General features: G+C 60.8%; 8 protein-coding genes. All 8 read right to left on the reverse strand.

Features of this window, described 5'->3' with window-relative positions; all coding sequences use genetic code 11:
* Positions 1-10: 10 nt before the first annotated feature.
* Entirely contained in the window at positions 11-1,981 is a 1,971-nt protein-coding gene (ligD, locus tag QCE69_RS37635) for a DNA ligase D (protein ID WP_309935928.1), read from the reverse strand.
* Between the two features lies 1 nt (position 1,982).
* Positions 1,983-2,333 (reverse strand): hypothetical protein, encoded by a 351-nt coding sequence (locus tag QCE69_RS37640; protein WP_309911367.1) that lies wholly within the window; start codon positions 2,331-2,333, stop codon positions 1,983-1,985.
* 161 nt (positions 2,334-2,494) lie between these two features.
* Positions 2,495-4,711, reverse strand: a complete 2,217-nt coding sequence (locus tag QCE69_RS37645; protein ID WP_309935919.1) for a membrane-bound PQQ-dependent dehydrogenase, glucose/quinate/shikimate family — start codon at positions 4,709-4,711, stop codon at positions 2,495-2,497.
* A 6-nt stretch (positions 4,712-4,717) separates the two neighbouring features.
* Positions 4,718-4,909, reverse strand: a complete 192-nt coding sequence (locus tag QCE69_RS37650) for a hypothetical protein (protein WP_309935920.1) — start codon at positions 4,907-4,909, stop codon at positions 4,718-4,720.
* A 322-nt stretch (positions 4,910-5,231) separates the two neighbouring features.
* The gene (locus QCE69_RS37655) at positions 5,232-9,350 is read right to left on the reverse strand and encodes a chemotaxis protein CheB (protein WP_309935921.1); all 4,119 of its coding nucleotides are present in this window, start codon (positions 9,348-9,350) and stop codon (positions 5,232-5,234) included.
* Positions 9,351-9,549: 199 nt separating this feature from the next.
* Entirely contained in the window at positions 9,550-10,494 is a 945-nt protein-coding gene (locus QCE69_RS37660) for a diguanylate cyclase (RefSeq protein ID WP_309935922.1), read from the reverse strand.
* Positions 10,495-10,523: 29 nt separating this feature from the next.
* Entirely contained in the window at positions 10,524-12,107 is a 1,584-nt protein-coding gene (locus tag QCE69_RS37665) for an ATP-binding protein (protein WP_309935923.1), read from the reverse strand.
* Positions 12,094-12,906 (reverse strand): alpha/beta hydrolase, encoded by an 813-nt coding sequence (locus QCE69_RS37670; RefSeq protein ID WP_309935924.1) that lies wholly within the window; start codon positions 12,904-12,906, stop codon positions 12,094-12,096. The genes QCE69_RS37665 and QCE69_RS37670 overlap by 14 nt, the downstream gene beginning before the upstream one ends.
* Positions 12,907-13,418 lie beyond the last annotated feature (512 nt).

Here is a 13,418-nt window from a genome sequence, read left to right on the forward strand (position 1 = left end):
GTCTAGCGCTTCATGCCGATTGCTTCATGCCGACCGCGCGGCGCATCGCGGCGGTGATGCCTTGCCGCGTGCGCCAGTAGCCTTCCCACGGATCCGCTGCGAGTGTGCGTTGTCGGTGGATGGCTTGCGCCATCGTCCACTGATCACCGCTTTTTACGTCCTTCAACTCATCCCACGATATCGGCATCGAAACCGCCATGCCGGGGCGGGCGCGCACCGAAAACGCGGCCACCGTACTGGCGCTGCGACCATTGCGCAGATAGTCGATGAAGATCTTGCCAACGCGATTTTTCGGCCCCAGCACAGCTGAAAATCGCTGCGGCACGACGCGCGTCATGTGCTGTGCGACCGCTTGGGAGAAAAGCTTCACGTCCTCCCAGCCCTGTCGGCGGGTGAGGGGCACGACGATATGAAAGCCCTTGCCGCCGCTCGTCTTCGCAAATGAGCGCAGGCCCAGCTCATCCAGCACGACCTTGACGAGTGATGCGGCTTCCAGCATCGCTGACCAAGGCAAGGCGGGATCGGGATCGAGGTCAAAGATGACGCGATCGGGATGTTCCAGATCGGGCGCCGCGCCGTTCCACGAATGGATCTCGACGACGCTCATCTGAGCGAGACCAACGAGCGCATCGGCAGTATTGGCAACCAGCAGCGGCTTGTGTCCCGGATACAGGCTCACGGGCAACTCCTCCACGCCGGGAATGCGCGCACGCTCGGAGTGCTTCTGAAAAAACAGTTCGCCCGCAATACCGTCGGGCGCGCGTACAAGCGCAAGCGGCCGGGCACGCAGGTAGGGCAGCGCCCACTCGGCGATCGCCTCGTAGTACCGCACGACGTCAAGCTTGATGCGGCCTGAGGCCTGATCCATCACGCGCTGCGGGTTGCTGATCTTGATGTCCCCCACGATGACTGTGCCGCGGGGACCGGGTCGTTCGCGCGTCGAGCCGATCCGCTCATGACCTTCGACTTGTGGATCGTCAATGACCTTTTCTTCCGTAACGGCCTGTGCAGGCTTGTCTTCGCGCAGGGCATGAAACACGGGATGCCGGATTTCGCCGTTGGGCGTCCATTCCAGGAACGACGCCTCCGCCACCATGTCGGGCGCGAGCCAGTGGAACTCGCGATCGCGTTCGGGTTGCGGTGCGTTGTAGAAGGCGGGCTCAGTCTGAAGCAAGGCTTGAGCGCGCTTGCTAAACGCGGCACTGCGCGCAGGCGTCAGATGAGGCGCAACATGGCCCGCGTACCTGAGCGTGCCGTCTTGCTCATAGACGCCGAGCAGCAACGAACGCACGCCAGACTTTGCACCCTTCACACGCGAGAAGCCGCCAATCACGAACTCTTGCCTGAGATTGCACTTGAGCTTGATCCACTCGTTCGAGCGACCCGAGCGGTACGGCCCATCGGCGCGCTTGCCGATGATGCCTTCGAGTTTCATCTTGCAGGCGGACGCCACGAGCGACGCCGGGTCCTCGGCGAAATCGTCGGAATAGCGAAGGAGAGGGCTTTCGACGCTTTGCATCAACTCGTGAAGCAGGGCCCGACGCGATCGAAGCGGCTGCTCGCGGATGTCGTTGCCGTTCAGCCACAACAGATCGAAGACATACAGGACGATGTCCGCCGTACTGCGCCGGTCGAAAGCGTTCTGCAGCGCATTGAAGTCGGGCTTGCTGCTGGCGTCCAGCACGACTGCCTCCGCGTCAATCCAGGCCCTGTCGACCGGCAGGATTGCCAACGCGTCTCGCAACCGCGGCATGCGCGCCGTCCAGTCGTGTCCGTTGCGCGTGATCAGCTTGACGTCGCCCCGCTCGATGCGAGCGAGCATTCGGTAGCCGTCGAACTTGATCTCGTAGGACCATTCCCCTTTCACGGGGTGACGCTCGACCAGCGTCGCCAGTTGAGGCTCAATGAGCGCCGGCATTTCGCCTGGCGCCGTGTCGGGCGCGCGTACCCGAGTCGCGCGCGAACCGGTCCACCGACCCATGTCACTCGTCGCCCGCGTCCGGCGGCACGCCGTCGCCGTCGCCTTCATGGTCCCCTTCGCCGTCGCCCCCATCGAGCATCGGCGGACGAAGCGGTTGCTGCGTGTCGATGCCCGCCATCTCGAGCGCCGCGTCGATGCGCAGAAGCTCGGCCCTGAAGCTCACCCGCCACCGCGTTGGCGGTTCGTCATCGCCCAACAGCATCATGCCGTCATGGATGACGAGCGCATAGCGCGCAACGAGGAGCGCATCGACGAGTTGCGCTTCCCGTTTCGCTTGTTCCAAGAATTCAGTCGCTTTCATGGCGGCACCTCCCGTCGCCAGACGCGCAAGCCTTACGCCCGGGGCGAGCAAGCGGGAAGAGCGAGCCGTTGTCAGTTCAAGTTCGGGCTTGCAATCGGGTGTCGATCTTCGCGCTCGCTTCCGGTAGCCGGGAATTGGGCGGAGCACGGCCACCATTAATCCAAAAATCCCGGCGCGAAGGTAACCGACGAAATCTGCAGGGCTCGCTCAGCCTACGGTCCACCAGGCAGCGCGTAGGCGACAATTGAGTCGCCGGGCGCGGTGCGTAGCCCGCCGTGCCCGCCCGCGGCAATAACGATGTACTGTCTGCCGTCCGCGCCCATATAGGTCATCGGGGTAGCCTGGCCGCCGGCAGGCAGGCGAGCACGCCATAGCTCGGTACCAGTGCGTTCGTCGAAGGCGCGTAGATAGGTGTCGGCCGTTGCGGCCATGAATATCAGTCCGCTGCCGGTCACGATGTTGCCCCCGATCATGAAGATGCCGGTGGGCAGGGCTACGTTCGCGTGCGTATTGAAGAGATTCGAATCGCGCGTCGTGCCGACCGGTTCCTCCCAGGCAATGCGGCGACTTTTCAGATCGATGGCGACGAGCTTGCCCCCCGGTGGGGCGCTGCAGGGAACATCGAGCGGCGTAAGCCACGGCTTCACTACGGCGGCGTAAGGCGTGCCGTACTGCGGCGCAACCGCAAATTCCTTCGGCTTTGGGTACGGCGCGTTACTATTCCAGCCGGCCCAGGGCTTGATCAATCCCCGGCGCATCGCCTCCGCTGTCGGCATCGACTCCATGGTGAAGGGAATGTAGCTCGCATTGGCAATCAGAAGATGATTTACAGGGTCCAGCGTCGCGCCGTACCAGTCCACCACGCCATCGAACGCCGGATACGCGATCGTGGTACCCAAGGAGGGCGGCGTATAGAGGCCGGCGTAGTGCGCACGCCGGAACTGGATGCGACACCAGAGCTGCCCAATTGGCGTGGCGCCCCACGTGTCCTTCTCCGTCAGCTTGCGTGGGGCCAGCGTCGGCATGCCGACGGAATGTGGCTGCGTGGGAGAAGGCCGTTCTCCGGGCAATGCGGGCGACGTCGGCACGGGTTTTTCGACGACGTTGGCAAGCGGCTTGCCGGTACGACGATCCAGCAGAAAGAATTCGCCCATCTTGGTAGTTTGCACAAGCGCGGGCACCGTGCTGCCGTTGGGTCCCGACAGATCAACGAGCGTCGGACCGATCGGCAGATCGAAGTCCCACAGGTCATGATGCACCGTCTGGAAATGCCAGCGCTCGTTGCCGGTTTCAATGTCGAGCGCCACGACGGCACTGGAGTATTTGTCATCGAACGGCCGTCGATTCGCGCCGTAGTAATCGGGCGTCGCGTTGCCAAGCGGCACGTACACAAGTCCGAGCTCCGCGTCGGCCGTGTAGGTACCCCAGCCATTGGGCGTGCCGCGCGTATAAATTTCGCCAGGTCTGAGCGGCGCCGTCGGATCGGGCTTGCCCATGTCCCAGGCCCATGCCGGCTTTCCCGTAAGCGGGTCATAGGCCCGCACCACGCCCGACGGTTCGCCTTCAGCCTGCTCATCGTAGATCCAGCCGCCGAGAATGATCCTGTCTCGCACGACGAGCGGCTGAGAAGTGATGAAAAGAAAGCCCGGCGGAACCTTGCCCATGTGCTCGGTGAGGCTTACAAAGCCGTGTTCGCCGAAGCCCTCACAGGGTTTGCCCGTCTCGGCATCGAGCGCGACGATGCGCGCGTCGGCGGTCGTGGCAATGATGCGCCGCGGGCAGTCGCTTCCGGGCGGCGCTTCGTAGTAGGCGACGCCGCGACACGCGAGGTATTCGTTTGCCGCGGTCTGTGCATGTGGGTCGAACGTCCAGATCGGCTTGCCGGTGGTTGCGTCGAGCGCGATCACGTGTCGATGTGGCGTGCATAGGTATAGCCGGTTGCCGACCTTGATCGGCGTGGCCTCGAAGTTGAATTCGCGTCCCGCGGTCGTTTCGCCCTTACGTGGAAGATCACCTGTCTCGTACTGCCAGGCCTTGCGTAGCCGCTTCACGTTGGTGCCCGTAATCTGACCAAGCGGCGAATAGCGCGTGCCCGCCATCGTATGGCCGTAATAACGCCAGTCGGTATCAACCGTATCGACCGCTGGTAGCGCACTATTCGTGCGGAGGTCGGATAGCGCTTCGTATTGAACGTGCCGAGCGTCCGTCACGGCGAAGCCCGACCAGAAAATGCCGATGATCGACAACGCATAGATGACGCCGGCGACACTGGCCGAGATGCGGGCCGCATGCCTGGCGGTGAGCGGCCGTACGACCATCGGCAAGCTACACCATATGCCGAGCACCGCGAACAGAAAGATACGCGGCATTAATTTCCAGCCGTCCAACCCCACTTCGAAAAGTGACCAGGCGAGCGTGCCGATAAACAAAGCGAATTACCACCACAGGCTCCCTTCGCGGCCCATGATCATTAGCACGCCAGACACGACGAGCAGAGTTCCCGCGACGACATAATAAGGGGAGCCACCGAGCGCAAGAAGCCACCCGCCGAGCGCCAAAAATGCCGCCCCAAACACGGTGATGAAGACGCCGGTGAGAGTGGGAAATAGAAAGAGTCGACGCGGCATGGCAAGCCTCGTTGGGAACGAGCATGCAGGGGCACACAGTGGACACGCAATTTGCATGCCGCGCTGTATGCCGCGCCGCATGCCGCGCTCGACATGGCGGTATGCGCTATCTGCCAGGGGCGTTGGATGACGACGTACCGATGTTGCGGCGAGGGAACTGAATCCCCCGGCGATTCAGCGGACTCGTCAGTTCCCTGCCTTGGCGACAGAAGCGCAATCGCCCAATCGCCGAGATTGGCGGCTGGCCCGCGGCTTGCCCTGCGGTACCGTAGGAAGCGCTGCGCTTCGACTGCTGCTGCTGCGGGGGCGGCTGCGCCGTCAATTAACTTCGTCGGGAGTGGTGTTGTACGGCATCGGCAAGGGCTTGCAAGTTGAACGGCTTTGGCAGACATGCATCACAGCCTGCCTCGCGCGCCCGGGCTTCTTCCTGGGCGACCGGACGACCCGTGACGGCGACGATGGGAACATCCATGCAATGCGGGAACTTCCTCAATTGACCGACCAACTGATAGCCGTCCATGTCGGGGAGATTGACGTCGGTGATGATCAGGTCGATTTCGGCTTTCTCGGCAATCCGCAAGGCGTCGGTCCCATTCGTCGACGTTGAGACGCGTGCCTCGTAGAGCGACAGCAGATCAGCCATCGCCTGGAGCGAATCTGGTGAATCTTCGACCAAAAGAACGTGGACGTCTTTGAACACCGACAGGGCGGCCGGCCGTTCGCCGGCCTGTCGATCGGCGGACGCCGCATCGGTGGGTAGCTGCACCACAAAGCGGGCTCCTTTGCCGTCTCCCTCAGAAAACGCCTCCGCCTTGCCGCCATGCAACTCGGCAATCTGGCGCACGAGCGACAGGCCGATTCCCAGTCCGCCGGGTCGCGTGCGATACGGTACGTTCGGCGCTTGCTGGAACATGTCGAATATCGATTTCAGGGCGTCCGGCGCAATGCCGCAACCTGTGTCAGCGACTTCCAGCCGGGCCTGATCGCCGCGCTGATCGAGCCGAATGACCACCTCGCCGCCTTTGGGTGTGAATTTCAGGGCGTTGCTGAGCAGGTTCCAGACGATCTGCTCGACGCGCACCGGGTCACCTCGAATCAGCACCGGCGTTTTGGGCACGTCTAACTGAAAATCGATCTCGCCCTCGTCGAAGTCTTTCTGCATCGCATTCGCGATGGTACGAACGGCGTGGCCAAGGTCCGTTGGCGTGAATCGCAACGACAGCTTACCGGTCTGGATGCGCGAGAAATCGAGCAAGTCGTCGATGATCTGAGCTTGGGCGAGAACCGACTTCTGGATCGCGTCCGATACTTCCTGAACGCGGCTGATATGCCGCGCCTCGGGCAGGCGCGCGAGAATCTCCGCCTTCATATGAATCAAGTTCAGCGGGTTTTTAAGTTCATGCGACAGCACGGCAATGAACTCGTCCTTGAGACGGCTGAGCTTGCGAATCTCCATATTGCGTACACGCTCCCGCGCACGCACGCTGTTTTTTCTGCCGTCGGCCAGTTTGCGCTGCGTTGCATCGTGGACAATCTTGGCGTAGCCGGAGAAGCCGGGCGCTTCGATGCGGCTGAGGAAGCCGCTGCAATAGATGCGCGCGCCGCTTTTCGTTGCATGCCAACGCTCGTCCTCGGCGCGCCCCCGTTCGAGGGCTTGATCGCGCTCTCGGGCGGGCACGCCGGCGGCGATGTCTTCAGCGGTGAAAATAGATTCGAATGGTTTGCCAAGCATTTCCTGAGCATCGAAGCCAAACAGGTGCTTGGCGCCGGCATTCCAGCTGACGATCGCCGCATCGTCATCGAGCACGATGATCGCGAAATCGTGCGTCGCGTGCGCCGCGAGCTTGAGCTTCTCTTCGCTGCGTCGCGCCTGATCCTGTGCGGCCTTTTGTTCTGAGATCTCGATCAGCGCGAGGAGGGCGCCGTCGATGCGATCATCATCGGTGCGGTAAGGCAGCACGCGCGCGAGGAACGTGCGGCCGTCCTTGCTGGTCACTTCTTTTTCCGACCGCTTGAGCGACTCAAACGCCGCACGAAGATCGGTGAGCATCTCCGGATAGTCGAGCTGGTGGGTCAGATGCTCAAGCGGCCGTCCGGTGTCAATCGGCCGGATATTAAAAAGGGTGTCGGCAGGCGCGGTGTACCGCTTGATGTTCAGCGTGCGGTCCACAAACACGGTAGCCACGCCGACCAAGGAGATGAGGTTTTGAAGATCATCGCTGACGCGGGCGGACTCCTGAACCTTGGCCAGCAGTTCGGAGTTGACCGTCATGAGCTCCTCATTGAGCGACTGCAATTCTTCGCGGCTTGCCTCCAGCTCCTCGGTAGCCGAGCGCAACTCCTCGTTCATCGCCTGGAGTTCTTCGTTCGATGCGCGCTGTTGCTCGCTGGAGACCTGCTGACGCGCCATGGAAGTGCGCAAACGATCTTCGCTACCCTCGAGCGCCTCCCTTAACGTGTCCAGCGTGTCCTCGCCCTCAGATGGGCCGTGCTCGGAGACCGCATCCGGCAGCGGCGTCAGTACATCGCAGGTGGCCGACACGAGATATTCCTGGTGCGCGCCATCGCGGAACAGTCTGAAGGATATGTTCACCGCGATCTCGCCCGATGCGGTCATCAACGGTACGGACGTTGCGTCCTCGCGGCGAACCGTTTTCAAGCAGCGCTCAATCGCCTGCCGAACCCCCGGCTGGGCATCGCTGCGTATGATGTCGAACAGATTGCTTACCCTGGTTTGGCGCACGTCCTCCGTCAGCCTGTTGGCGTGTGTTGAGCGATGCACGATCGTGCCGTCCAAGCGCATGACGACTATCGGCGGACCAAACAGGTCGAGCGCGCGAGCCCGACTCGGCAGATGAGCCTCGTCTGCATCGGCGATCGGCGGCATCGAAAAATACGTCTGGCCGCCAGAACCGGCTGCTTCCCCATCGGTAAGCGGCAGCACGTTGCCAGGACTTGACGCGGCCGCGTTCGGCAGCGCGCGGTAGATCTTTTTGTGCTTGTCGATGGGTGTGAACAGTTCTCGAGCGAAATCGGCTGACTCCGCTGAACCGAGGAACAGAAAACCTTCATGCGGTCGCAATGAGAAATAGAAGGTGTCCATCACTTGCTTCTGCGCGCGGCGATCCATGTAGATCAGAATGTTGCGACAGGAAACCAGGTCGGCACGCGAAAAAGGCGGATCGCGAAGCAAGTTGTGGGCAGCAAAAATCACCGTATCCCGAAGCGATTTCGCCAAACGGTACCGATTACCCTCCTTATTAAAGTATTGGCTGAGGCGCTCCGCTGAGATGTCGTTTTCGATCGCGAGTGGATAGTTGGCCGTGCGTGCAATCGCAATGGCGCGCTCGTCGATGTCGGTGGCGTAGACAGTCACGCGGGGCCGATGCCGTAAGTGGCGCACGGCTTCGTCGAGCAATATGGCGACGGAAAACGCCTCTTCGCCGGTCGCGCATGCCGCAACCCAGGCGCGCACTTCGTCGCGTCCTCGGAGGTTTTTCAGGAGCTCGGGGATGACCGCGCGCTCCAGTACTGCGAAAGCGTCCCGATCTCGAAAGAAATGGGTCACGCCGATGAGCAGGTCCGCCAAGAGCTTGGGCGTCTCCTCGGCGTTGTGATCGAGGAAATGTCGGTACGCGCGCGGAGTCGATAGTCCGTTGACCTGCATGCGGCGCTCGATGCGACGCACGATCGTGCCACGCTTGTAGTTGGAAAAATCATGGCGAGTCCGTGCGCGCAAGATCGCTAGAACCTCATCGATCGCATCGGCATCGGGAACCGGGGGTTGCGATGCGGCTGCATGTTCGTCATCCGATGGCGCCGGCAAGTCGATTTTTGCGGCGTTTTGCGCCAATGCCAAGATTCTCGGGATGATCTGATCCACGGGCAAAATAAGGTCGACATCGCCGGTTGCGATCGCGTTGCGCGGCATGTCGCCATACTCCGCTTCATCGGGACGTTGGGCGATGGTCACGCCGCCTTGCTCGCGCACGCGCGAGATGCCGACCGAGCCGTCCGTACCGGACCCCGACAGAATGACCGCGAACGCGCGCGAACCATGCGCGTCGGCCAGACTTCGAAAGAACACGTCAATCGAAGTCGGCGGCAAGCGCGGCGGGTCCGGCTCGCTCAGACGCAAATAGCCATCGATCATCGCGAGCAATTTACCGGGCGGGATCACGTAGACCGTGTCTTTCTCGAGGGGCACCGAGCCGCTCACCTGGCTGACCCGCAAGCGAGTGACGCGCTGAATGACGTCGTGCGCGTGGCTCGCGTGATCGGGCGACAGATGCAGTACGACCACGAAAGCCACGCCAGGCGAAGGGGGAGCGGTCTCGAACAGGCGCAGGAGCGCCTGCACCCCACCCGCCGAAGCGCCCACGCCGACCACCGGAAAGTCGGGTCTCCGCGGTTTGCCAGGTTGCTTTTCGTTCGATTTCATGTCGACCTCTCGTTGCGCTGAATTGCTTGCCCTCTCGTCCGGGATCCTGATGAGCAGGAAGCCGAATATGTGATGATATCGAGAAGCGCAAATCGACCGATGTCTCGATGTGTCGATATGTCGATGTCTCGCTTCAGCGCGTCGGCAAACCTTTCTGCTAGATATCCTAACGTTTAATTGCTATAAAGCTTCACTTCCACTACCTTTTGGTTCGAATGCAATTCCGACCGGCCGCCTTTGCCTCGTACAACGCGCGATCGGCGCGCCGGACTGCTGCATCTACCGTGTCAGCCTCGGTAAATTGGGTCACTCCTGCCGAGAAACTGTAGTTGATGGAAGGTTCTTCTCCGGTTTTGACGCTTTGCATCGACACGCGATTCTGCAACAGCGTGAGAACGGCGACAGCCTCGTCGAGCGGGGCGCCGAGCAATACAACGAGGAATTCTTCTCCTCCTATCCGGCCTACGGTGTCCTGCCGCCTGAGTGTCTGCTTGCAGACCTCTGCGAAATTCATCAGCACGGCATCGCCGGCTGTATGTCCAAACTCGTCGTTGATCTGTTTGAACCGGTCAAGATCAACCAATGCCATGGAAAGCGGAAGCGGCGCAACCGACTGGACGAAAGCCTGTCGGCCTACCTCCAGCATTTCGAAGGCATGCCGTCGATTCGGAAGCCCGGTCAAAGCATCCGTTCGTGATTCCCGATAGGCGGCGTCGCGTGCTTTTCGCGCCTCGTCCTCGCCTCTTTTCTGCTCGGTAAAGTCAACGCCTATTAAGGTGATCCATCCATTTTCGAAGAGGGTTTCGGTCATCCAGAACCAACGCCCGTCGTGCATATCCGTCGCAAACGTGCGTTCACCCGGTGTACCGCGCCGGCGACGTTGAGTGTCCGCAATGAACTGGATAGGGTCGTCCCGATCAATACGAGGTCCGCACTGGCGTTCCACGCAATGAAGAATCAGGTCGGCGAACGTCATTGAATGCTCACTGGACCACAGTTGAAATATCCTGCGGAACGCGGCGTTCGCATATATCAGGCGGTCTGACTCGTCGTACACCGCGACTATCGTTCCGCCTTCCGACAAAGATTTTAGAATTGCGCCGAAGGCTGGGAATGCTGCTTGAAACTCACCGGAGGAAATCATTGTTCATCCCAAGAGTGTCTACCTTGACCTCATCCTGATCCGGAACGCGGTGCCTTGTCGATAACGGCAAGCAGTTCTCCAAGATCGACGGGCTTGACGAAATAGGCGTCGAAGGAGTCCTGCCCACGATAAAGGCTACGGTCTCCAACCCGGCCGGTAAGTGCAACAAGGGTGGCGCTCCGACCTCGACTGCTCCTGATCCGGCGAGCAACTTCGCGGCCGTCAACGTCCGGTAGCCCGAGGTCCAGGACGACAACCTCGGGTTTGAACTCCTTCTCGACGTTTAAGGCTTCATGGCCGCTTTTCGCGGCCCGGATGATGTGCCCCTCCGACTCAAGCACAAGGCTCAGGCTGATCGCCGCATCCTCGTTGTCATCGACAACAAGCACCCGGCGCGCGACCGATGCAGTGGCAAATTGCGGTAGGGACGGCCGCTCAAGGGAGGTATCGACAGTCGGGATGACCGGCAAGCGCACATCGAATGAACTTCCTTTCCCAGGGCCTTCGCTGTGTGCTGCTACCTTGCCCTCATGGAGTCGAACCAGCGCACGCACAAGCGCCAGGCCGACCCCGAGGCCGCCCTTCAGCCGGCCACCGCCAGATGGAGCCTGGGCGAACATTTCGAAGATCGCTGCTAGCTGGTCCTGCTCGATGCCGATGCCATTGTCAGTCACGGTGATCACGGCCTCATCGTCCTGCCGGATAACCGAAACCCACACGTTTCCGCCCACAGGCGTGTAGCGGAGGGCGTTATTGAGCAAGTTCTGGACGATCTGCGAAAGCCTGACGGCATCCCCACGGACATAGATGGGCTCAGCCGCAATTTCCGCTGCCAGGTGGTGCGACGAACCGGTGATGAAGTGGCGCGCGCGCGTGCTTTCGATAACGTCTCTCACGACGGCGCAAACGTCGGTTCGCGTGCGTTGCAGTTCGATCCGCCCTTCAGCGATGCGCGAGATATCCAGCAGATCATCGGTTAGGCGCGAGGCCTGATCCAGCTGCCGATCAAGCATATGAACGGCCCAATCCTTGTCGGGCAGGGACGGGTCCGGGCGTTTGAGCAGGGCGATGGCAGACCGCATTGCGCTGAAAGGATTGCGCAACTCATGCGCGAGCGTGGCCAGAAATTCGTCCTTACGCCGATCCGCCGTCATGAGGGCCCGTTCGGCGGCCTCCTTTGCCTTGAGGGCCTCTTCTGCCCGTTGGCGCGCCTGAACAAGCTCACGTTCGTACTGATGCCTGTCGTTGACGATTACGACCGCGAACTCGTCCACTTCGCGTCCTGCCTCGCTTACGCGACAGGCGTTGACGAGCACCGGAATGACGACTCCATCATTGCGGCGCAGGCCCAGCTGCACTTCCGCCACCGAGCGCTGCACCTGTAGCAGCGGGACGAGGTGCGTGTGCATGAACATCCGGCCACCGACCGTCAGCAGATCCAGAAAGGTCAGGCGATCTACAAGATCGGCTGCGGAAAAGCCCAGCCATCGGCACAGCGTCTGATTGACGCGCAGGATTTTCCCGCCTGCCGCAGTTGCCAGCAAGCCGCAGGGGGCCCGTTCGTAGGCCGCGTTGCCTGCGGCTACCACGTCACCGCGTTCATGCGTCGTCACCTATGACCTCGTGAAGGAATCCCTCGATGGCATCGACGCTAGCGCTGGGCGCACTCAAGTGGGGACAGTGGCCGATATTTCTTACAATCGCCAGCCTGCTCCCGGGAATCGTTCGGTGCATGTACTCGCCGACGCAAACCGGTGCGAGAAAATCGTCATCCGATTGAACGATCAGGGTGGGGGTAGAGACGCGAGACAGTTCGGCCCGGTGGTCCGCCAGGAAGGTGACGCGTGCGAAGTGTTTTGCAATGTCTGGATCGGTCCGACAAAAGCTGTTGACGAGCTCATCTCCAAGGTGCGGCTGTTCCGGCGCGCCCATGATGGCTGGAGCCATCGTGCTCGACCAACCGAGGAAATTGTTTTCCAGCGTTTCCAGCAGTTCTTCAACGTCCGCACGCGTGAATCCGCCGTGATATTCGCCATCGTTTATGAACGAGGGCGAGGGTCCCACCATGACGTTGGCGGCAAAGCGCTCGGGCGCCCGAAGCGCAGCGAGCATTCCGATTGTCGCGCTGACCGAGTGCCCGACGAAGATAACGGGACCGGTAGCGGTCTCGTCAAGCACCTCCAGAACGTCGTCGGCATAACCGCTCAGCGCACCGTACTTGGTGTAATCGTAGCTCGCAAGATCCGACCCGCCGCTGCCCACCAGGTCGAACAGAACGGTCCGGTAACGACCTTCGAATGTCGGAGCAACAAACCGCCACATCGACTGGTCGCAGCCGAAGCCATGGGAAAAAGCCATGGTTGCTGGCCCACTGCCCAGTACCTTGACATTATTTCTTTTCAGGACGCTCATAGGCTCTCAGAAACGGTTTGGCGCGCAGACCGGCCAGAAGAGGAAAAGAACGGCAAAGGCAGTTCGAACATTTTACCTTGTGGTGTCTAGTACTTTCACTTGACGAGCGACAGGTCCTGCTCGTATCGCTTGATCGGGAACGTGAGTGCCTCTTTCCCATGGTAAGGCGCCTTCACCGGACGGGCAACGAGCTTGTTGATGGCCAAGCTAAACCGGCTGAATGTTGATAAATTGATCGATGTGGCAGGCGTACGAATTGTCAGAAAGTCAACTCGGCTATGAATAATGGAAGCACCGATCCTTTATCTTTGGGACTAGCCTTTCGGTCGCTCGCTGATGCTTGAGCCATTGTCGTGGCACTGGTGATTATTTCGAATGGGATTTCGCGGAAAGATGACTTCGTCCAGCCTCATTAGTCGGTCTTGCAGAATCGCGCGAAGCCAAGCGCAGCGTGCGGATAGGTGCAGATAAGCAGTTGCGAAACTCCCAGTTTCAATATGAAATGGGCCTAT

Source organism: Caballeronia sp. LZ032, assembly GCF_031451315.1.
Taxonomy (GTDB): domain Bacteria; phylum Pseudomonadota; class Gammaproteobacteria; order Burkholderiales; family Burkholderiaceae; genus Caballeronia.

Bases quoted from the DNA above. Each gene is read 5' to 3' on its own strand.
- ligD (WP_309935928.1), bottom strand. From the start codon at position 1,981: ATGGGTCGGTGGACCGGTTCGCGCGCGACTCGGGTACGCGCGCCCGAC.
- QCE69_RS37650 (WP_309935920.1), bottom strand. From the start codon at position 4,909: ATGCCGCGTCGACTCTTTCTATTTCCCACTCTCACCGGCGTCTTCATC.
- QCE69_RS37655 (WP_309935921.1), bottom strand. From the start codon at position 9,350: ATGAAATCGAACGAAAAGCAACCTGGCAAACCGCGGAGACCCGACTTT.
- QCE69_RS37660 (WP_309935922.1), bottom strand. From the start codon at position 10,494: ATGATTTCCTCCGGTGAGTTTCAAGCAGCATTCCCAGCCTTCGGCGCA.
- QCE69_RS37670 (WP_309935924.1), bottom strand. From the start codon at position 12,906: ATGAGCGTCCTGAAAAGAAATAATGTCAAGGTACTGGGCAGTGGGCCA.